Source organism: Streptomyces sp. NPDC037054, assembly GCF_055606745.1.
Genome location: NZ_JBVJSJ010000006.1, coordinates 481,008 through 500,279 on the forward strand (window position 1 = coordinate 481,008; position 19,272 = coordinate 500,279).

Annotated in this window: 19 protein-coding genes and 1 pseudogene; 1 reads left to right on the top strand and 19 read right to left on the bottom strand. The window is 72.4% G+C overall.

The features are described 5' to 3' along the window. Positions 1–160: 160 nt before the first annotated feature. The 6 genes from ACZ7D7_RS17840 to ACZ7D7_RS17865 form a co-directional block, all read right to left on the bottom strand. Entirely contained in the window at positions 161–1,753 is a 1,593-nt protein-coding gene (locus ACZ7D7_RS17840) for an ABC transporter permease (protein ID WP_470825304.1), read from the bottom strand. After that, a complete protein-coding gene (locus ACZ7D7_RS17845) occupies positions 1,750–2,712 on the bottom strand; it encodes an ABC transporter ATP-binding protein (protein WP_470825306.1) in 963 nt (320 codons plus the stop codon). Before ACZ7D7_RS17845 ends, ACZ7D7_RS17840 begins: the two co-directional genes overlap by 4 nt. A gap of 89 nt (positions 2,713–2,801) precedes the next feature. After that, positions 2,802–3,023 carry a universal stress protein gene (locus ACZ7D7_RS17850; protein WP_470825307.1) on the bottom strand — a complete coding sequence of 74 codons (222 nt, stop codon included), beginning with the start codon at positions 3,021–3,023 and terminating at the stop codon, positions 2,802–2,804. A 110-nt stretch (positions 3,024–3,133) separates the two neighbouring features. After that, entirely contained in the window at positions 3,134–3,511 is a 378-nt protein-coding gene (locus ACZ7D7_RS17855; RefSeq protein WP_470825308.1) for a hypothetical protein, read from the bottom strand. Then, a complete protein-coding gene (locus ACZ7D7_RS17860; RefSeq protein ID WP_470825309.1) occupies positions 3,508–4,164 on the bottom strand; it encodes a DUF4389 domain-containing protein in 657 nt (218 codons plus the stop codon). The genes ACZ7D7_RS17855 and ACZ7D7_RS17860 overlap by 4 nt, the downstream gene beginning before the upstream one ends. A 28-nt stretch (positions 4,165–4,192) precedes the next feature. After that, entirely contained in the window at positions 4,193–4,411 is a 219-nt protein-coding gene (locus ACZ7D7_RS17865) for a hypothetical protein (protein ID WP_470825310.1), read from the bottom strand. Between the two features lie 629 nt (positions 4,412–5,040). Here ACZ7D7_RS17865 and ACZ7D7_RS17870 point away from each other — a divergent pair. Continuing rightward, on the top strand, positions 5,041–6,054 hold the full coding sequence (locus tag ACZ7D7_RS17870; RefSeq protein WP_470825312.1) for an Acg family FMN-binding oxidoreductase: 1,014 nt from the start codon (positions 5,041–5,043) through the stop codon (positions 6,052–6,054). A 538-nt stretch (positions 6,055–6,592) separates the two neighbouring features. On the opposite strand, the gene hypE is transcribed toward ACZ7D7_RS17870, so the two are convergent. The 13 genes and pseudogenes from hypE to ACZ7D7_RS17935 form a co-directional block, all read right to left on the bottom strand. Continuing rightward, positions 6,593–7,627 carry a hydrogenase expression/formation protein HypE gene (gene hypE / locus ACZ7D7_RS17875; protein ID WP_470825313.1) on the bottom strand — a complete coding sequence of 345 codons (1,035 nt, stop codon included), beginning with the start codon at positions 7,625–7,627 and terminating at the stop codon, positions 6,593–6,595. Then, positions 7,624–8,727 (bottom strand): hydrogenase formation protein HypD, encoded by a 1,104-nt coding sequence (gene hypD, locus ACZ7D7_RS17880; RefSeq protein ID WP_470825314.1) that lies wholly within the window; start codon positions 8,725–8,727, stop codon positions 7,624–7,626. Before hypD ends, hypE begins: the two co-directional genes overlap by 4 nt. 16 nt (positions 8,728–8,743) lie before the next feature. Then, positions 8,744–9,370 carry a CBS domain-containing protein gene (locus ACZ7D7_RS17885; RefSeq protein WP_470825316.1) on the bottom strand — a complete coding sequence of 209 codons (627 nt, stop codon included), beginning with the start codon at positions 9,368–9,370 and terminating at the stop codon, positions 8,744–8,746. A gap of 23 nt (positions 9,371–9,393) precedes the next feature. Continuing rightward, positions 9,394–10,725, bottom strand: coding sequence for a Ni/Fe hydrogenase subunit alpha (locus ACZ7D7_RS17890; protein WP_470825318.1), 1,332 nt, complete (start codon positions 10,723–10,725; stop codon positions 9,394–9,396). Continuing rightward, a complete protein-coding gene (locus tag ACZ7D7_RS17895) occupies positions 10,722–11,510 on the bottom strand; it encodes an NADH-quinone oxidoreductase subunit B family protein (protein WP_470825319.1) in 789 nt (262 codons plus the stop codon). Before ACZ7D7_RS17895 ends, ACZ7D7_RS17890 begins: the two co-directional genes overlap by 4 nt. Position 11,511: 1 nt before the next feature. After that, entirely contained in the window at positions 11,512–12,318 is an 807-nt protein-coding gene (locus ACZ7D7_RS17900) for an FAD/NAD(P)-binding protein (protein WP_470825321.1), read from the bottom strand. After that, complete coding sequence (locus ACZ7D7_RS17905; RefSeq protein ID WP_470825322.1) at positions 12,315–12,779, bottom strand: Crp/Fnr family transcriptional regulator; 465 nt, start codon at positions 12,777–12,779, stop codon at positions 12,315–12,317. The genes ACZ7D7_RS17900 and ACZ7D7_RS17905 overlap by 4 nt, the downstream gene beginning before the upstream one ends. Next, positions 12,779–13,942: a 4Fe-4S dicluster domain-containing protein gene (locus ACZ7D7_RS17910; protein WP_470825323.1), complete on the bottom strand. Its 1,164-nt coding sequence runs from the start codon at positions 13,940–13,942 to the stop codon at positions 12,779–12,781. Before ACZ7D7_RS17910 ends, ACZ7D7_RS17905 begins: the two co-directional genes overlap by 1 nt. A 137-nt stretch (positions 13,943–14,079) precedes the next feature. Beyond that, positions 14,080–14,337 (bottom strand): HypC/HybG/HupF family hydrogenase formation chaperone, encoded by a 258-nt coding sequence (locus ACZ7D7_RS17915; protein WP_470825324.1) that lies wholly within the window; start codon positions 14,335–14,337, stop codon positions 14,080–14,082. 6 nt (positions 14,338–14,343) lie between these two features. Then, a complete protein-coding gene (hypF, locus tag ACZ7D7_RS17920; protein ID WP_470825326.1) occupies positions 14,344–16,635 on the bottom strand; it encodes a carbamoyltransferase HypF in 2,292 nt (763 codons plus the stop codon). Beyond that, on the bottom strand, positions 16,632–17,138 hold the full coding sequence (locus ACZ7D7_RS17925) for a hydrogenase maturation protease (RefSeq protein WP_470825327.1): 507 nt from the start codon (positions 17,136–17,138) through the stop codon (positions 16,632–16,634). The genes hypF and ACZ7D7_RS17925 overlap by 4 nt, the downstream gene beginning before the upstream one ends. A gap of 505 nt (positions 17,139–17,643) precedes the next feature. Beyond that, positions 17,644–18,495: a universal stress protein gene (locus ACZ7D7_RS17930; RefSeq protein ID WP_470825328.1), complete on the bottom strand. Its 852-nt coding sequence runs from the start codon at positions 18,493–18,495 to the stop codon at positions 17,644–17,646. A gap of 40 nt (positions 18,496–18,535) precedes the next feature. Continuing rightward, positions 18,536–19,124 (bottom strand): annotated as a pseudogene (locus ACZ7D7_RS17935) (4Fe-4S cluster-binding domain-containing protein). Between the last annotated feature and the right edge of the window lie 148 nt (positions 19,125–19,272).

Here is a 19,272-nt window from a genome sequence, read left to right on the forward strand (position 1 = left end):
GGCTGCTCTCTCCAGTACCAGGATCGCCGGGCAGGCACGGCCCCCGGCAGGGGTCGACGGGGCCCGCAACGGGGCCGAACGGCCCTTTTGCCGCTGGTCACGCTGCCACTCGGCCGGGATGCAGGGGCCGTGGCACAGCGCACTGGCGGTGCCGTTGAACCTAGCCGATGTCCCTCCGTCGGAAGCCCGCCAGGCCGGCCGCCGTGAGTACGGCGGCGAGTGCCGCGACCAGCAGCGGTGCCGTGACACCCGGATTGCCCGCTGGGAGGTGCGGGATGTGTTCGAAGGGCGAGACATCCATGGCCCAGGCGGGCAGGTCGAGAACTCCGCCGAGCAGACCGATGACGAGGCAGGCCACGAGGAACGCCCATGCGGCGATCGTGGCTCGGGGCACCAGCCCGAACAGCGCTGTCGCGAGCCCCACGAGCAGCCACAGCGCCGGCGCATACGCGAGCGCGGCGCCGACCAGACGGGGGACCTGGACCCAGCCGCCGCCCGCGACGCCGTACGCGAGTCCCGTGCCCAGGCCCGCGACGGCCAGCACGACCACGCTGCCGGCCAGTGCCACGGCCAGGTGGCTTGCCAGCCAGCGGCCATGGGAGACGGGCGTGGCGAGCAGTGGCTCGGCCCGCAGACCGGTCTCCTCGCCCTGGGGACGCAGCGCGGACTGGACGGCGAAGCCGGTGCCGATGAGGGCGACGACGAGCAGGGACTGGGCGAGGTAGGAGTCGGTGAGGTCCGTCGTGCCGTACCGGGCGACGAAGTCCGTCATGGTCTCGTTGTCGCCGATGAAGTCCTCGACGTCGGCGGCGACCCAGCCGTAGGCGAGGCCGGTGAGGAACACCCCGCAGCTCCAGCCGATGAGGCACCCGCGCTGCAGCCGCAGGGCCAGACCGAGTGGCCGGCCCAGACCGGGTGCCGCGCGCGGCGGACCGGGCCGGGGCTGGACGAGTCCCGCGCCGAGGTCGCGCCGGTCGGACAAGGCGTGGGCTGCGGCGATGACGAAGGCGGCGCAGGCGGTCGCGAGCAGCAGCGGCCACCAGCGCTCGCCCGCGAACGGCCTGGCCTTCTGGACCAGGCCGATGGGGGAGAACCACGACGCCGTCCCGTCGCCGATGTCTCCGACCGCCCGCAGGACGAAGGCCGCGCCCAGCACGGCGCCCGTGCTGCCGTGTACGACCCTGGTGTTCTCCGAGATCTGGGCCAGGGCGGTCGTGAACGCGGCGAAGACGAGGCCGAGCACGCAGAAGGACGTGCCGAACACCACTGCCCCCGTGGTGGGCAGGTCCAAGGCGATGAGGCCGAGCGCACTCGCGGCGCCTACGGCCACGTTCATGCCGACCACGACGAGCAGGGTGGCGGTGGCGTTCGCATGGCGGCCGACGGGGAGCGAGCGGATCAGCTCGGTGCGGCCGGCCTCCTCCTCGCCACGGGTATTCCTCCCGGTCATGAAGGTGCTCATCAGGGCGACCATGACCAGTCCGAAGGTGCCGACCTGGAAGGCCACCTCGCCGCCCAGCGTGTCCAGTGCCAGGGGTGGACCGTTGAACGCGATCGCCGCGGCGTTGTCCTCACTGGCCCGGGCCGCCACGTCGAGATCGTGCTGCGTGGAGTACAGGCCCTTGACGCTGGCCGCCGTCAGCAGCACCAGCAGGGGGACGGCCACGGTCCAGACCAGAACGCGCATGCGGTCGCGGCGCAGGATCAGTCGGGTGAGCGTGACGGTGCCGGTGAGCTCTGCCGTGCGGGTCATGAGCGCTCCCTGTGCTCCCGGTGGGCCGCTTCCTCGCCGTAATGGCGCAGGAACAGCTCCTCGAGCGTGGGCGGCTGACTGGTGAGCGTGTGGACACCGAAGCCGGTGAGGTGGCGTACGGCGTCGTCGAGGCGGTCGGTGTCGACGTCGAAGCGAGCCCGGTGGTTCTCGACGCGCAGATCGTGCACGCCCGGCAGCGCGCCGATCCCGGTGGGCGGGCGGACCGTCTCGACGTCAATGGATGTACGGGTCAGATGCCGCAGCTCGGCCAGCGTGCCGCTCTCCACGGTGCGGCCCGCGCGGATGATGCTCACCCGGTCGCACAGGGCCTCGACCTCGGCCAGGATGTGGCTGGAGAGCAGCACCGTGCGGCCCTCGGCCTTGATCTCGCGGATGCATTCCTGGAAGGCGCTCTCCATCAGCGGGTCGAGACCGGACGTCGGCTCGTCCAGGAGCAGCAGCTCCGCTCGGGAGGCCAGCGCCGCGACCAGGCCCACTTTCTGCCTGTTGCCCTTGGAGTAGGTGCGTGCCTTCTTGGCCGGGTCCAGCTCGAACCGATCGAGCAGCTCGTCCCGCCGGACCGGATCGAGGTCGCCGCGCAGCCGCCCGAAGACGTCGATGATCTCGCCGCCGGTGAGCTTGGGCCACAGGCTGACGTCACCCGGCACATACGCCAGCCGCCGGTGCAGGGCGACGGCGTCGCGCCGGGGGTCGCCGCCCAGCAGCCGGACCTCGCCCGCATCAGCGCGCAGCAACCCGAGCAGGACACGGATGGTCGTGGTCTTGCCCGCGCCGTTGGGCCCGAGGAAGCCGTGCACCTCACCTGCCGCGACCGTCAGGTCCAGCCCGTCCAGGGCGCGGGTGCGACCGAAGGTCTTCACCAGGCCCGAGACGGAGGCAGCAGCTGAGCCGTCGCCACCGGGCGTACTGCGGCGGTGTGGAGCGGAGTCAGTGGACATGGGCGTCTCCCGCGTCGGCTTCCCTCGATGCTTTCCTATGGTGGTGCGCTCCCGGCAGGGGCCGAAGGTCCCTGGGGTGCCCCTGAAGGTCAGGCGGTGACGCGGACGTCAACGCGCCAGAGACCTGGCGGCCGCGACCTTTGAAGGGCCGCTCGGGCCGGGAGAGGCCCGGCCGCAGCCGCTTCCCAGGCGTGCACGACGACGACCTCCGTGCCAAGGGCCCGCGCCTGTCCAGCGGCCCAGCGCAGTGCGGCCACGGACGCCTCGGACCCGTCGACGCCCACCACGATTCCTCCGGTGTGCTCGGTCATGGCTGCCTCCTCGAACGGCCTCTGCTCCCACCGTGCCGCGCCCCGGACGGACGGGGCGTGGGCCGAGTGGCTCCGGCGCCGTGCCCGACGGTCCTTGCCGATGGCCCGGCTCAGTACAGCGAGCCCGGCCAGCTCAGGGCCACGGCGGCGATGACGCCCATGTCGAGCAGCACGCCGAGCGACAGCCAGGCGTTGAACCACACGGACTTCAGAATCAGCCCGACCGTCGCCGCGAGCACCGCCGCGTCGGCCCAGCCGCTGCTCTGCGCCGCGGTGGCCGCACCCGCGATGACGTAGAGCATCGCGGTGACCGAAGCAAGGCTGACAGCCGTCCTGTCCACGACCCTGGCCTGCGCCAGGCCGGCCGACGCCAGCGCCCACGAGTGCCGGGGGTCGAACGGCTGGTCGGTGCTGTCGTGCGGCAGCCACACGGCCAGATGGACCAGCCCGTGGGCGAACAGGAACGCCGAGACCAGTGCGGTGATCATGACAGCGCCTCCGGTTCGTCGCCGCCCATGTCGAGCCGGAACGGCGGATACACGTCGGTGAGCAGGGCCGCGTAGGCCGCAACGCGCAGGACCCATCGGTTGAGGCCGGTGATCAGGTCGAAGATGCCGCGCGGATAGCGGCCGGTGAAGGCCAGCGCGACGCCCGCGAACAGGGCGAGCAGCCCGATCAGTCCGCCGGAGACCCAGACCACCCGGATCCCGCCGAGGAGGAACCCCAGCACCAGGTAGTGCGGGAGGGCCAGCAGCCACCACTTCACCAGCACAAGCCCCCGGGACAGCTCCTCGGGGTACGCCACGTCCCAGTGGGCCGGGTAGTCGGGCACGTCGGCGAGCGAGAACGGCGGGTAGCGGTCGGTGCCGAGGGCGCTGTACGCGTAGTAACCCACACGCCAACTCCAGCGCAGCACGCCCGCGTTGAAGTCGAACAACGCGCGCGGGTAGCGGCCCGTGAAGAGCACGGCGAAGAAGGCCACCACGCTCACCAGGACGAACGCCACCCACAGGAAGGCGAGGATGACGTAGTGCGGCAGGGCGAGCAGCCACTTCACCAGCCACAGCCAGCGCGACAGGTGCGGATCGAGCGCCGCGGTCAACCGGGCTGGATGGGCCGGGCGCAGTGCTTCGGTAGCCATGAGTCGCTCCCTTCGAACGGCGTGGTGATCACGTGCGGTAGCGCCGGTGGTCGTCGTCACCGATGAAGTGCTTCTCGATCACGACCGCTCCCTCACCGGGACGCCGGACCAGGCCGGGCGTGGCGATGAAGGTGATGAGACCGAGTGCGCCGGCGGCCATCAGAACGAAGCCGACGATGAACGAGCTCTGGCCGAACACCAGGCTGGCGCCCAGCACGACCGCGCCGATCAGGATGAGAGGAACCATCGCTGCTCTCCTCAGTTGTGCCCGGTCCTGAACGCCGGGTCCTTGAAGCGGGGGGCTCGGTTCCAGCGTCCCGCCGGCGAACCAGACGGCCCAAGGGCTGAATGGGCATGTGACCGGGCCGATCGGCCCCAACGCCGAAGTGCGGTCAGGAGAGTCGTCCTGATGCCCTGATGCCCTGATGCCCTGATGCCCTGACGGCCGTGGGCGCAGGCAGGGCCGGGCGCCGCTGCTGCCGTTCGTCCAGTCACGCCCGCCACTTCGGTGATCTCAGGGGTCGTTGGGCCGGGCGGTCCCGGCCGGGGACCTGTGGCCCCTGCAGCGTCGGCACTCCCGGGGCCGACGCTGGAAGCGGATACCCGGCCGGGCGCACCTTCCGCGGCTTCGGGGCAGTGCCCGAGGACGGCCCGCGAGGCGACGCCGCCGGGTCGGTCGACGTGCTCACCACGGCGGCTCGGGAGGCCGAAGCCGAGGAGCAGCACTGGAGAAGCGCTCGCGGGCCTCGGTGGTCCGAAGGCCGGCCCGAATGGCGATGGCGCCACCTCGCCCGGCGGGACCACCGCAGTTTCGGGCCCGGACCCGGGTACGAGCGGGCCGCGTGGCCCTGAAAGCTTACGAAAGGTGGATGCGCCATGGCCCTGTCGTACGAGAGTCCCGGCCACGCTTCGCAGCGCGCCCCCGGCAGGGCGGCTCTCCATTTGGCCCGCGCCGCCTCTCTGGCGCCCTCGCCGCACAACAGCCAGCCCTGGTTCTTCGCCGAGGAGGGCCATGACCACGGCTTCGAGGTGCACTTGGACTCCGGACGCCGACTGACCCTGACCGACCCGGGCGGCCGGGAGGCGGTGATCGCCTGCGGGGCGGCCCTGTTCAACGTACGGATGGCCGTACGGCACCTCGGCTTCCGGCCCGCCGTCGACCTCCTGCCGGAACCCGGCGACTCCGCCTTCCTGGCCCACGTGGGTTACGCCGCACACGCCCCGGCCACCCCCGACGAGACACTGATGGCCCGCGCGATGCCACACCGGCACACGCACCGCGGCCCCTTCGGCCCCGCCCCCGTGCCCGACGCGCTCATCGACGAACTGCACGACCACGCCCGGGCCGAGGGGGCCTTCCTGCAGGTCATCGACGAACCGGAGAAACTCCGGCTGCTCGCTGACCTGGTGCGTACCGCAGAGGACCTTCACCGCGCGGACCCGGGGCACGACGCCGAGATCGCGCGGTCCGTCGGCCCGGACGGAGTGCCGGTTGAGGCGTGCCGCCAGCACCCGGACCGCACTGTGCTCGCCGGCCGTGACTATCTGGGCCGCGTCCGGCGGTTCGGCGGCCCGTACCGCAAGTGTCCTGGACGCACGGGCGTCGTCGCCGTCCTGTCCACGCCTTACGACGGGTGCCCGCACTGGCTGCGTTCAGGGCAGGCCCTCCAGCGCGTCCTGCTGTACGCGGCGGCCCATCAGGTCGTGGCGGCCTTCCACACCCAGCCCCTCGAACTGCCCGTGCTGCGATCGGAGATCCGGGCGCACGTGACCGGTGGCCGGTTCCCGCAGGTGATCCTGCGCTTCGGGAGGGCGCCCCAACTGTGGTGCACGCCACGGCGCCCGCCCGCCGTGGTATTGGCCCGCGACGGGTATCCGGTCCGGTGGTGACAATGACCCGTAGGGGCCCCGTAACAGGCTCCGTTGGCAGTTCAAAGCCAGCCCGCTCAGGCGCCGCAGCCATCTCGTCGAGGCCTGGCTACTGCTCGGAGCCTGGGCACTCGCGGTGGCGGCCGTCGTCTCGGGCGTCCTGACCGCGCATGCCGTCGAACACACCATGGACAGTCTGCGGGCGCAGCGAATCGCCGTGCCGGCCGTGCTCAGCGAGGATGCGGAACGTACCGCGTCCTCGTCCGAGGGCGTCGGTGACGACCGGGCGTGGGCCACCGTCCGCTGGATCGGGCAGGACGGCAGGGCGCGGACGGGCCTGACCCACGTCGAGCCCGGCAGCGAGAGGGTGGGACAACAGCCGGGTGTGGCTGGACGCCGAGGGCCGTCTCATGGCCGCGCCCGCGACCGCCGACCAGGCAGAACCCCAGGGCGCCGTGCTCGGAACGGTGGCCGCGGTGAGTGTCGGCGCGACCGTGGTTCTCGTCGGCTGGGCCTCGTGCGCCGGTTCGGACCGATACCGTTCACGAGTCCGCCCGCTTCAGCAGATCCGCGGCAGTTGCTCCCCGAGCGGCATGTCCACGATGCGCCGGGCGCCCACCAGCGTGCGCAGCGTGATCCGTCCCGCCGGCCCGTCCGGCAGCACCTCGCCGATCCGCACCGCCTGCGCGCCCTCCACCACCGACCGCATTGCCGTCAGCGCGTCCTCGGCCGCGTCCGCGGCGACGAAGGCGACCAGGCAGCCTTCGTTGGCGACGATCAGCGGGTCCAGGCCGAGCAGATCGCAGGCGGAGGCGACGGGCTCGGGCACCGGCACGGAGCTCTCCTCGATCTCGATGGCGACGGACGAGTCGCGGGCGATCTCGTTGAGGGCGGCGGCGAGCCCGCCGCGCGTCGGGTCGCGCAGGACGTGGACGTCGGCGCCGAGCGGTGCCAGGGCGCCCACCAGGCGGTGCAGCGGGCGGGTGTCGGAGGCGATGTCGCCCTCGAAGCCGAGCCCCTCACGGGTGCTGAGGACGGTCGTGCCGTGCAGCCCGATCGGCCCGGACAGCAGGACCGTGTCGCCGGGGCGGGCCAGTGCGGCGGACGGATGCAGGGAGCCGTGCCGCTGCCCGATGCCGGTGGTGTTGATGAAGAGCCTGTCGGCGGCACCGCGCCCCACGACCTTGGTGTCCCCGGTGACCACGGGCACGCCCGCGCCCTGAGCGGCCTTGCCCAACGAGTCCAGGACCGCGCGGAGTTCGTTCAGCGCCAGCCCTTCCTCGATGATGAGGGAGACGGACAGGGCGAGTGGCCACGCGCCTCGCATGGCGAGGTCGTTGACGGTGCCGTGGACGGCGAGGGACCCGATGTCCCCGCCGGGGAAGAACAGCGGGCTGACGACGAAGCTGTCGGTGCTGATCACCAGTTCCCGGTAGCCGGGCAGCAGCGCCGCGTCCTCCATGGGGCCGCAGTCACCGTCCAGGGCGGGCAGGACCAGCCGCTCGAGGAGCTCCGCAGTGAGACGGCCGCCGGCTCCGTGGCCGAGCAGGACGACCTCGTTCTCGATGTGCGGGGTGGGGCACTGGGTGGTCATGGCGTGCTCCTCGCAGGGGTGCGTCCGGCCGCGTGGAAGGCGGCACAGGTGCCCTCGGACGACACCATGGGCGCGCCGAGGGGGTGACGGGGCGTGCAGCGGGTGCCGTACGCCGCGCAGTCGCTGGGCAGCCTGGCCCCGGTGAGGATGGCGCCGGCGATGCACTCGGCGTCCTCGACGGGACACAGCCCGCCCACGTCGAAGCGCAGGGCCGCATCGAACCGCCGGTACTTCGCCGTCAGTTCCAGCCCGCTGTCGGGCAGCGCCCCGATGCCCCGCCAAGCCCGGTCGGTCACCTCGAACACCTCACGCACCACGTCCTGCGCCTCGCTGTTGCCCGAGCGCCGCACGGCCCGCACGTACTGGTTCTCCACCTCGTACCGACCCGACTCGAGCTGCCGTACGGCCATGAGGATGCCCTCCAGCAGATCCAGCGGCTCGAAGCCGGTGACCACGATCGGCACCCGGTACTTCGCGGCGATCGGCTCGTACTCCCGCCAGCCCATCACCGCGCACACATGCCCCGCCGCCAGGAAGGCCTGCACCTCGCAGTCGGGGTCTTCGAGCAGCGCGGTCATCGCGGGCGGGACGAGGACATGGCTGACCAGCATCGAGAAGTTCGTCAGCCCGAGGCGAGCCGCGTGCAGCACGGCCGTGGCGTTGGCGGGAGCGGTCGTCTCGAAGCCGACCGCGAGGAACACGACCTCCTTGTCGTGGTGCTCGGCGGCCAGGCGCACGGCGTCCATCGGGGCGTAGACCACCCGTACGTCCGCTCCCCGGGCCCGCAGCGACAGCAGGTCGGTGTCGGTGCCGGGCACGCGAAGCATGTCGCCGAAGCTGGTGAGGATCACGTCGGGCCGGGTAGCGACGGACATGGCCCGGTCCAGGGTCTCCAGCGGGGTCACGCAGACCGGGCAGCCCGGGCCGTGGATCATCCGCATTCCGGCCGGGAGCAGTTCGTCGATGCCCTGGCGGACGAGGGTGTGGGTCTGGCCGCCGCACACCTCCATGATCCGCCAGGGGCGCGTGGCGGTCTGCCGCAGCTCGTCCAGCAGGCGCCGGGCGAGGACGGGATCGCGGTACTCGTCGAGGTACCTCATCGATCGTGCCGGCCCTTCATCGATGGGTCAGGTCCAGCTGGACGTCGACGACTCCCTCGACGGCCCGCACGGCCCGGGCCACCACGGGCACGAGCCCGCGCTCGGGCATCGAGCCGGTCAGCGTGACCACGCCCTCGGTGACCGAAACCCCCAGATCGGTGGTGACCGGGAGATGGGTGAGCACGCTGCCGCGGATCTCGTCGGCGATCTCGGCGTCGCGCCGCAGGAACACCTTGAGCAGGTCACTGCGGCTGACGACACCCTGGAGCATGCCGACGCCGTCCACGACCGGGAGCCGTTTGACGTGCCGGCGGGCCATGATGCGGGCCGCCTCGGCCAGCGAGGCGTCCGCGTGGACGGTCACCGCCGGGGTGCTCATCAGCTCACCCGCGGTCAGCGCGGCCGCCTTGAGCCGCACCTCGACATCGCTGCCGGCCTCGTTGCCGTCGCGCAACTCCTCCTTGGGCAGCAGATCGGCCTCGGAGACCACCCCGACGACCCGGCCCTCACCGGCCAGCACCGGCAGGGCACTGACCTTCCACTGGTCGAGCAGCTCGACGATCTCCTTGAAGGGCGCCTCGCTGCCGACCGCGATGACGGTGTGCGTCATCACGTCGCTCACGGTGTACGGAGATTCAGGCATGACAACCTCCCGCATGTCTCTCTTCAGGTACGGACGACCGTCAGGTCGAGGAAATGGGTCGAGCAGGAGATGCACGGGTCGTGGTTGCGGATCGCCCGCTCGCACAGCGCCGTCAGCTCGGCGTCGCCGGCGTCGTGTCCGGCGATGGCGCGCTGGGCCAGCCGCCGCAGGTCGTCCTCGATGGCGCCCTGGTTCTGCGCGGTGGGCGGCACCAGCAGCGCGCTGGTGACGAGGCCGTCGGCGTCGAGTCCGTAGCGGTGGTACAGCACCCCGCGGGGAGCCTCGGTGGCACCGTGCCCGATACCCGCTACCGGCAGGACTTCGGTGTATGGACGCGCGGGCGGCTCGTACGCCTCGATGATCCGCAGCGCCTCGCCGACGGCGTACACCGTCTCCACGGCCCGCACCAGGATCGACCGGAACGGGTTACGGCACACAGCCCCCGCCCGCGGATCGCCGAGTCCGGCCTCCACAGCCGCCTCCAGCGCGACCGGCGACAGCCGCGCCCCGCTGATCGCGAACCGGGCCAGGGAGCCGGTGAGATGCAGTCGCCCGTCGAGCCGCGAGTGCAGTGCGGTGGAGTGCGGCACATGCGTCTCGGCGACGTGCTCGGTGAAGTCCCGCAGGGGGAAAGAGCCGGTGGTCCCGTCGGCGTGCAGGACGGTCGGCGTGCCGCCTTCGATGGCGTACGTGTCCGGCTCCGCCAGCGCCAGCAGATCGGCCTCGACCCGGGCGTCCGGGAACTCGAAGCCCGCGACCCAGCGCACGGTGTCCCACGCGTCGCCCAGTGCTTGCTTCAACTCCTCGGCGAACGGGCGGAGTTGCTCGCGGGTGGGCACCCGGTAGAAGCCGCCGAGGCGGACGTTCACGGGGTGCACCGCCCGACCGCCGAGCAACTCCATCAGCGAGTTGCCGGCCTTCTTCAGGCGGAGCCCCCGCTCGACCTCGGCCCGGTGCGTGCGGGCCAGTTCGATCGCGCTCGCGCGGCCCAGGAAGTCCGGGGCGTGCAGCAGATGGATGTGCAGCGCCTGGCTCTCGATCCACTCGCCGCAGTACAGCAATCGGCGCAGATCGCGGATCACCGGATCGACCGTCACCCCGCACGCGTCCTCGATCGCCGCGCAGGCGCTCATCTGGTACGCCACCGGGCAGATCCCGCATACCCGGGCAGTGATGTCCGGCGGTTCGGTGTAGGAACGGCCGCGCAGGAACGCCTCGAAGAACCGCGGCGGCTCGTAGATGTTCAGCTGTGCCTCGGTGACCGTGCCGTCGTGGACGTGCAGGCGCAGCGCGCCCTCGCCCTCGACCCGGGACAGCGAGCCGACGTGCAGCAGACGGGAACCACGGTGCGTCACTTGGCCGACTCCTTCTCGAACTTCTCGAACTCCTCGAACTTCTCGAACTTCTCGAACGCGGCGGCGTTGAAGGTGTGCAGGAACCGCTCCACGGCGTCGTCGTCGAGGCCGTCGCGGCGCAGCAGCGGGATCAGCGCGGGCAGGTTCACCGATCCGGACGGGCCGAAGCAGCCGAAGCAGCCGCGGCCGTATGCGGGGCACAGCGCCCCGCACCCGGCGTGCGTGACCGGGCCGAGGCAGGGCGTTCCGTGGGCGACGGTCACGCAGACCGTGCCGCGCCGCTTGCACTCGAAGCACACGCTGTGATCCGGGATGTCCGGCTTGCGGCCGGCGAGGAACGCGGTGATCACCTCGATGAGCTGACGCTTGTCGATCGGGCAGCCGCGCAGCTCGAAGTCGACGTCCACATGCGCCGACACGGGCGTGGAGGTGGCCAGGGTCTCGACGTACTCCGGGTGCGCGTACACCACGCGCCGGTACTCGTCGACGTCCGCGAAGTTCCTGAGCGCCTGAATGCCTCCGGCGGTCGCGCACGCTCCGATGGTCACCAGGTGGCGCGAGGCCGCCCGGATCGCGCGGACGCGCTCGGCGTCCTCGGCCGTGGTGACAGAGCCCTCGACGAGGGACAGGTCGTACGGTCCGGGCTCCACCGCGCTGGACGCCTCCAGGAAGTGCGCGAGCTGCACCTCGCCCGCCAGAGCCAGGAGTTCGTCCTCGCAGTCCAGCAGGGTGAGCTGGCAGCCGTCGCAGGAGGCCAGTTTGCACACGGCGAGTGTGGGTGCCATTTCACAACTCCCTCACCGACAGAAGGGGTTCGGCCTGCGTCCAGTTCACGACGGGACCCGTCTGGCAGAGCAGCAAGGGGCCGAGCTGGCAGTGTCCGCAGTGCCCTGTGGCACAGCGCATGTTGCGTTCCAGGGAGACGCGGATGCGGTCGCGGCGGACACCGCGCTGGGCGAGTTCGCGGGCGGTGGCCCGGATCATCGGCTCGGGGCCGCAGACGAACGCCCACGTGTGCTCGGGGCTGAGGTGTGCCCGCCCCAGCAGCCGGGTGACCACGCCGACGTCCCCGCGCCAGTCGGCATCGGGCTGGTCGACCGTCACACCGGTGAACGCCGTGCGCCAGCTCTCGATCTCCTGCCGGGCGATCAGGTCGCCCGGGGTGCGCGCCCCGACCAGCACGTTGAGGCGGCCGTACGCTTCCGGCTCGGCCAGCGCGCTCAGGATCAGCGGTCGCAGCGGGGCGAGACCGATGCCGCCGGCCACGACCAGCACGTCACAGCCGTACGCCCGCACCAGTTCCCAGGTGTTGCCGTACGGACCACGGAGCCCGACGACGTCGCCGACCCGGCTCGCGCACAGCCCGTCGGAGACCGCGCCCACCGAGCGGATCGTGTGCGCGAGACCGCCCGTGGCCTGCACGGAACTCACCGAGACGGGGATCTCGCCGCGGCCGAAGCAGTGCACCATCGCGAACTGTCCCGGCGCGAAGTCGGGCAGGGCGGCGGCAACCGGTTCGAGGCCCAGCGTGACCGTGTCCGCGGTCTCCGGCCGACGGGCGACCACGCGATGCGGGACCGGTACGGCGGTCATCGCACTTCCTTCGTCTCGTAGATCCCGTACAGGTCGACCAGCCGGGCGCGGGCTGCGTTGAGGCGGTGCGCCAGCACCCGTCCGACCCAGTGCTCCACTGCACGCCCGAACTCGGGGTCGTCCAGGCACATGAGACGGACGGCGACCGCGTCGAACTCGTAGGCCCGCAGACGGGTCAGGGCCTCTGCGCCCAGCTGCCACACGTACGGCTCGTACAGCCAGGACCAGCCGACGAGGTCGCCGACGCCGAGCGTCTCGACGACCGGCGGCCGACGGCCGGGCACATGCATGTCGAGGGCTGCCGTGCCGTCGCGGACGATCCAGAAGCGGTTCGCGTGTCCGCCCTCCTCGAACAGGCGGGTGCCCGGCGCGAAGCTCACCTCGCGGCCGAGGCGCAGCAGCCGCTCGCGGTGCTCGACGGGCAGAGCGTGGTTCCTGCGCAGGGCGAGCGAGGGAGGCATCAGTCCGTCTCCGTTCCGGAAGCCGCGTGTGCGGTGTGCTGGGCGAGTTCGGCGTCCAGGGCGGCGACTTCCTCCGTGATGTCGATGCCGGCCGGGCACCAGGCGATGCAGCGCCCGCACCCGACGCATCCCGAGGAACCGAACTGGTCGTGCCACGTGGAGAACTTGTGGGTGGCCCACTGCCGGTAGCGGCTGCGGGCCGAGGAGCGGACCGGGCCGCCGTGCAGATAGGAGAAGTCCAGGTCGAAGCAGGAATCCCAGCGCTGCCGGCGCTCGGTGTGGTCACCGGTGAGGTCGGTGACCTCCTCGGTGGTGGTGCAGAAGCAGGTCGGGCAGACCATGGTGCAGTTGCCGCAGGTCAGACAGCGGGCGGCGACGTCGTCCCAGCGCTCGGCGGTCAGGCTCGCGCCCATGAGGGTGCGCAGATCGACTGGGGGCAGTGAACGGCCCATGCGGTCGCGGGCCGCGTCCACGGCTGCGTCGGCGGTGTCCTGCGTGGTCCGGTCGGCGTCGCCGTGCGGTATCCCGTCCAGCAGTTCGGCGCCTTCGTCGCTGCCGACGCGCGCGAGGAAGCGGTGCCCGTCCTGGTTCGCGATCTCGGTGAGTGCGAGGTCGTATGCGGGATCGGCAGCCGGGCCGCCGCCGGTCGACACGCAGAAGCAGGTGGCCCCGGGCTCGGTGCACTCGGCGGCGATCAGCAGTGCCTTGCGGCGACGCCTGCCGTAGCCGTCGTCCGCGTAGTGCCCGCCGGTCAGGACGCGGTCCTGGATCGCGATGGCTCGCAGGTCACAGGGGCGGACACCGAGGAAGGCGTACGAGGGGACCTCCGGCTCGTCCGGAGTGAAGGACACGTCTCCCTCCGGCGTCCGGTCGGCACTCCACAGGCGCTCCCGGGACGGGTGCAGATAGGACTTCCAGGACTGCGGACCGGCGCTGTGCGCGAAGGCCGCGCCGTCCGCCCGAGGGACCAGCCGATAGCGTCCGGCGTCCAGCTCGACGCCCCAGCCATAGGGGAGCGCGTCCGCCGACGTCAGCTCGGCCAGCACGATCGCACCATCGCGGACGGTCGGCCCGATGACCGTTCGCCCCTGCGCCACCAGAGCCGCGACCAACGCGTTCAGACCATCCCGGTCGAGCACGGCCGGGGCTGCGGGGGCGGTCATGACGGTCCTCCTCTTACGGGCGGTTCCGTGCTTCTCCACTGTCAGGTTGCGCCGCGCGGCGGTGCTCGCGGCAGGGGCTGACCGGCCCTCTTGACGGGCCGACCGGCTCCTTCCAAGCCCACGGGCCCTCGGGTCCGCTACGGCAGTGACTCACCCAGCTCCCCCTCCACCGCGCCCGCCATGGCCCGCAGCACGGCGAGCGTCCGCCGCGCCTCCACCTCGTCGACCTGAGTGATCGCGAAGCCGACGTGGACGATGACGTACGACCCCACGCCCGCTTCGGGCGTGCAGCTCAGGCAGACCTCGCGCCGGACACCGCCGAAGTCGACGGTCGCCATGCGCAGTCCGGCATCGTCGTGGATCTCCACGACCCTGCCCGGGATGCCCAGGCACATCGCCGCTCACTCCTCCCCGGCCAGCCGCGCGGCTGCGACCGCCGCCTGGCCGTAGCTGATCCCGCCGTCCCCGACCGGGACCTGGCCGCCGACGAGGACCCGCAGCCCCTGTGCGTGCAGCCGGCGCTTCACCTCGGTCAGCAGCCTGCGGTTGACGAAGCAGCCACCGCCCAGGCACACCGTGCGCGGCGCGCCCTCGGCCACGGCCCGGGCGACCAGGTCCGAGGTGGCATGTGCGAGCGCCAGATGGAACGCCGCCGCCAGCCGGGCCACCGGCTCCCCGTCGCGCTGCCGCATCAGCAGGTCGGTCAGGGTAGGCGCCGGGTCGTACACCGACAGGCCCCGCTCCCGTACGACCCGGTGGGCGAGCGGCACGGCGTGCTCGTCACCGGCCGCTGCCTCGAGCAGGACGGCCGCCTCACCCTCGTAACTCATCCGGTGGCACAGGCCGAGCAGCGCGGCCACCGTGTCGAAGAGCCGTCCGGCGCTGGACGCCCGCGGGCAGTTGACGTCCCGCGCGACCATGGCGCGCACGGCATCGACCTCGGCCGGGTCGAGCCGGTCGGTGAACGGCCGGACGAGCCAGGAGTACGGGCGCGAGGAGCCCAGCATCTCGGCGCCGAGCAGATGGCCGAGGGCCGTGCGGGAGGGATGGCGTACCGCCGCGTCGCCGCCGGGCAGGGGCGCGGTCGCGAACCTGCCCACGCGGCGGTAGCCGCTCAGAGTGGCGACGAGGATTTCGCCGCCCCACAGTGTGCCGTCGTCGCCCAGCCCCAGCCCGTCGTAGGCGACGCCGAGGAACGGCCCCCGCACTCCATGTTCGGCCGCGCAGGCGGCCACGTGCGCGTGGTGGTGCTGCACCGGGATCCGGCGCAGCGGCTGCGCCTTCGCCCACTGCGTGGACAGGTAGCCGGGGTGCAGATCGTGGGCGAGGACGGCGGGGTCGATACCGGTCAGCCGCTTGAGATGGTCGTACGACGCGGTGAACGCCTCGTACGTCGGCAGGTCGGCCAGGTCTCCGGTGTGCGGCCCGATGAGGGCCCGGCCGTCGGCGGCGAGGGTGAACGTGTGCTTCAGCTGGGCGCCGGCACCGGTAACCGGCTCCCGTACCGGAAGCGGTAGCGGGGCCGGGGACAGCCCGCGTGCCCGGCGGATCGTGATCCGGGTCCGCCCGGCGTACTGCACCACGGAGTCGTCGTACCGGGACCGGATCGGCCGGTCGTGGGTGAGGAAGCCGTCCGCGACCGAGGCAAGGGCGCGCGCGGCCTCCGCGTCGTCGACGGCGATCGGCTCGTCGCTGAGGTTGCCGCTGGTGACCACGAGAGGCCGGGCCAGCTCGTCGAGCAGCAGGTGGTGCAGGCCGGTCGTGGGCAGGAACAGGCCGACACGGTGCAGGCCGGGGTGGACCTCGGGCGCGAGCGGCGGAACCGTTCCCCGCCGTCGGCGGCGGGCGAGCAGCACCACAGGGCGCTCCGGAGACGTCAGAGCCCGCTGTTCCGTGGCGCCGATCCGGGCGATCCAGGCCGCCGTCCGCAGGTCCGGGACCATCGCGGCGAAGGGCTTCGACGGGCGGTGCTTGCGGCGTCGTAGCTCCGCGACGGCCGCCGGATCGCCCGCGTCACACACCAGCTGGTAGCCGCCCAGCCCCTTCAGCGCCACGATTCCGCCCTCGGTGACCGTCTTCGCCGCCGCCCGCAGCGCCTCCTCGCCCCGCAGGTCCTCCCAGGCCAGCCGCGGCCCGCACACGGGGCAGGCGACGGGCTCGGCGTGGAAGCGCCGGTCGCCGGGATCGCCGTACTCGGCCGCGCACTGCCGGCACAGGGGGAAGCGACGCATGGTCGTGCGGACCCGGTCGTACGGCAGCTCCTCGATGATCGAGGCGCGCGGGCCGCAGTCCGTGCAGTTGATGAACGGGTAGCGGTAGCGCCGGTCGCGCGGATCGCGCAGTTCGCGCAGGCAGGCGTCGCAGATCGCCGCGTCGGGCGGGACCTCGCGGGGCGCGGTGTCCGCGTGACCGGGAGCGCTGCGGCGCACCTGGAAGCCCGGGCGGTACGACGACTGCCGCGTGCCGGCGGTCAGTTCGACGCGGCGCACCCGGGCCAGGGCGGGCGCGCCGGAGCGCAGGCGGGCGGCGAACTCCTCGATCGTCCGGGCCTGCCCGGCGACCTCACCCTCCACGTGGCCGTTCACGTTGGCCACCCAGCCGTCCAGGCCGAGGTCGGCCGCGGTGCGGTAGACGAAGGGCCGGAAGCCGACGCCCTGCACGATGCCCTCCACATGGAAGCGGCGCACGGTCATGCCGGCCTCCCGGTGGACGCGTCCCGAAGCTGCACGATCTCCTGCGCGACGGCCTCGACGAGTGGTTCCACGGCGTCCGCGACGGCAGGGGAGAGGCCTCTTCCGAGCTCACTCTCGGCGCCCTCCACGGCGTACACGACCAGCCGGTCCGGCAACAGGTCCAACGCCCGGGCGAGTTCGATGGCTTCACCCAGGCCGAGGCCGTGCGAGCTGGTGGTCGGCGGCTGGTCGAGGAGCCCGGCGTCGAGTTCGAGGCGGTGCACCCGGCCCGGGGTGCCCGGATGGGCGTGGGCCGCGTCGACCACCACGGCGAGGCGGGCGCCCTCCCACAGGCCGATCAGTCGCCCCGGCTCGCCGTCACAGGTGGCGAGGTCGGTGCCCGGCGGCAGCGGCCGTTCCTCCGCTCGCTCCCGCAGCCGGGCGAGCACGGCCCAGCCCACGCCGTCGTCGCGCCGGAACTCGTTCCCGACGCCGATGACGGCGACCCGATCGCGCTTCCTCACGCCTCCCACGGTGGCGCGAGGCCGCCCTGTCCCACAGGGGCCGAAGGGCCCAAGGCAGAGGGCCGACCGGGGTCAGGCCGGAACAACGGCGACGGGGCACCTGGCGTGCAGCAGCAGGGCGAGAGCGGTGTCACCGTGCGGCGTCCGGCCACTGCCAGGCCGGTGACTGTCCAGAAGGTCCAATGCGCTGGGCCGGCCCTGCCGGTCGTGCTGCCCCGGCTCAACCGCTCGGGCAGGTCCGCCGGAGCAGTACCCCGCCCGGGGACCGGAGGCGGGTGTCGGCGTGATGTGGACATCGGGGTGCGGTCGGAGGCGTTGCGGAGCCGAGGACCCACACGCCGTGAAGAGGGCCATCGGCCCGTGCCGTGCCCCAACCGACCCCACCGTCGGACGGCCGGTTGGGGCACAGCTGACCGTCGTGTGGCGTATCCGCTCGATGCCGAGACGGTTCCTCCCTGGGCAGCGCCGGACCGGATCGACGACGTTGACCACGCGTTCAAGGCCCTCAGGTCGGAGAACCCTTGTCCCATCCGGCCGGCACGATCACGACAGGGCAGTGGGAGTGGTGCAGCAGGGTGTGGGTGACCGGCCCCAGGTGCACCCCGTGCCGATTCGGGTCGCGGTGTGCGGCGATGACCACGATGTCGGCTTCTCGGGTGGCCGTCAGGAGCGCCTGCGCCGGCACCGTACGCACCGTGCGTGTCTCGACGCCCACGTGCGGGTACCGCTCCTGCAGCCCGGCCAGGGTGAAGCGGGGTACCGCTTCCTCGCTCCGGGCGCGCCGCGCGTCCTCCTGCTGGCCAGGGCTCGTCGCGGGCACCAGTGACGGCAGTTCGGGGGAGAGGCGCCTGTGCGTCCAGGCGTGCACGACGCTCAGCCGCGCTGCGCGGCGTTCCGCCTCGGCGAAAGCGTAGGCAGCCGCGTCGGCGTCGGCGTCGCTCTCGATGCCGAGCAGTACCGTGCCGGACTCCCCGGACGGCTGGTCGCCCCGTACGACGAGCAGCGGGCCGCGGGTGTGCGCGGCCAGGCGCAGGCTCACCGAACCGAGCAGCCTGCCGGCGACGCCGCCGAGCCCTCGGGTTCCGACCACGGTGAGATCGGCGTCGTGTCCTTCGCGCACCAGAGCGTGCGCGGGGCTCCCCTCGACGGCCGAGGCCACGACCGGCAGGCCGGGGTGCCGGGCGCGCACCCGGGAGGCGGCCGAGGCCAGGACCGGTCCGGCTTCGTCACGGTCGGGCACGGCGTACACGATGTGCAGCGCGATGCCGCGTCGCTCCGCCTCGTCGGCGGCTCGGTCCAGCGCCCAGGTGGCGGTCAGGGAGCCGTCCACTCCGACGGTCACATGACGAGTAGTCATCTCTCTCGCACTCCCTCATGGATTCTTGGTGCACTTCTGGTCAAAAGGCCCGCAGGCCGTGCTCCCGGAACTGCTCGCGCACCCGCTCGGTGAGCTCGGAGTCCGGGGTAGGTGTGTCGCGCAGGGAAGGGGATCCCGAGGGCGTCGTACTTGTGGGCGCCGAGCTTGTGGAACGGCAGGACGTCCACGCGGTCGACGCTGCCGAGGCCGGCGAGGAACGCGCCGAGTCCGTCGACGGCCGCCGGATCGTCGGTCCAGCCGGGGACGAGGACGTAGCGGATCCACATCGCCGGAGGTGTCGAGGGCGAGTCCGGCTTCCTTGCAGCGGCGCAGGAGGGAGGCGGTGAAGGCGGGCTGGAGCAGCGCTTCCCCGCCGGTGAGGGTCACTCCACCGCCCGCGGTGGTGATGAAGGCCCGGTACTCGTCGATCTTCGCCAGGACCTCGTCGACGGTGGTCTCCCGCCCGTCCCGTATGTGCCAGGTGTCGGGGTTGGCGCAGTACAGGCAGCGCAGCCGCTGAGGAAGAGCACGAACCGGGTCCCGGGACCGTCCACCCCGGTGGACAGGTCCCAGGAGTGGACCCGGCCCGTCACCCGGACGGGTTCGGTCGCCCGGCCGGGCCCGGTCATCCGGCCGCGCCTTGTCGCTCGGTCTGTCGTCATCGCCTTCACGGTCCGCTCGCTCACAGCGCTCCGTGGAAGGTGCGGCTGATCACGTCGAGCTGCTGCTCGCGGGTCAGGCGGACGAAGTTGACGGCGTATCCGGAGACCCGGATGG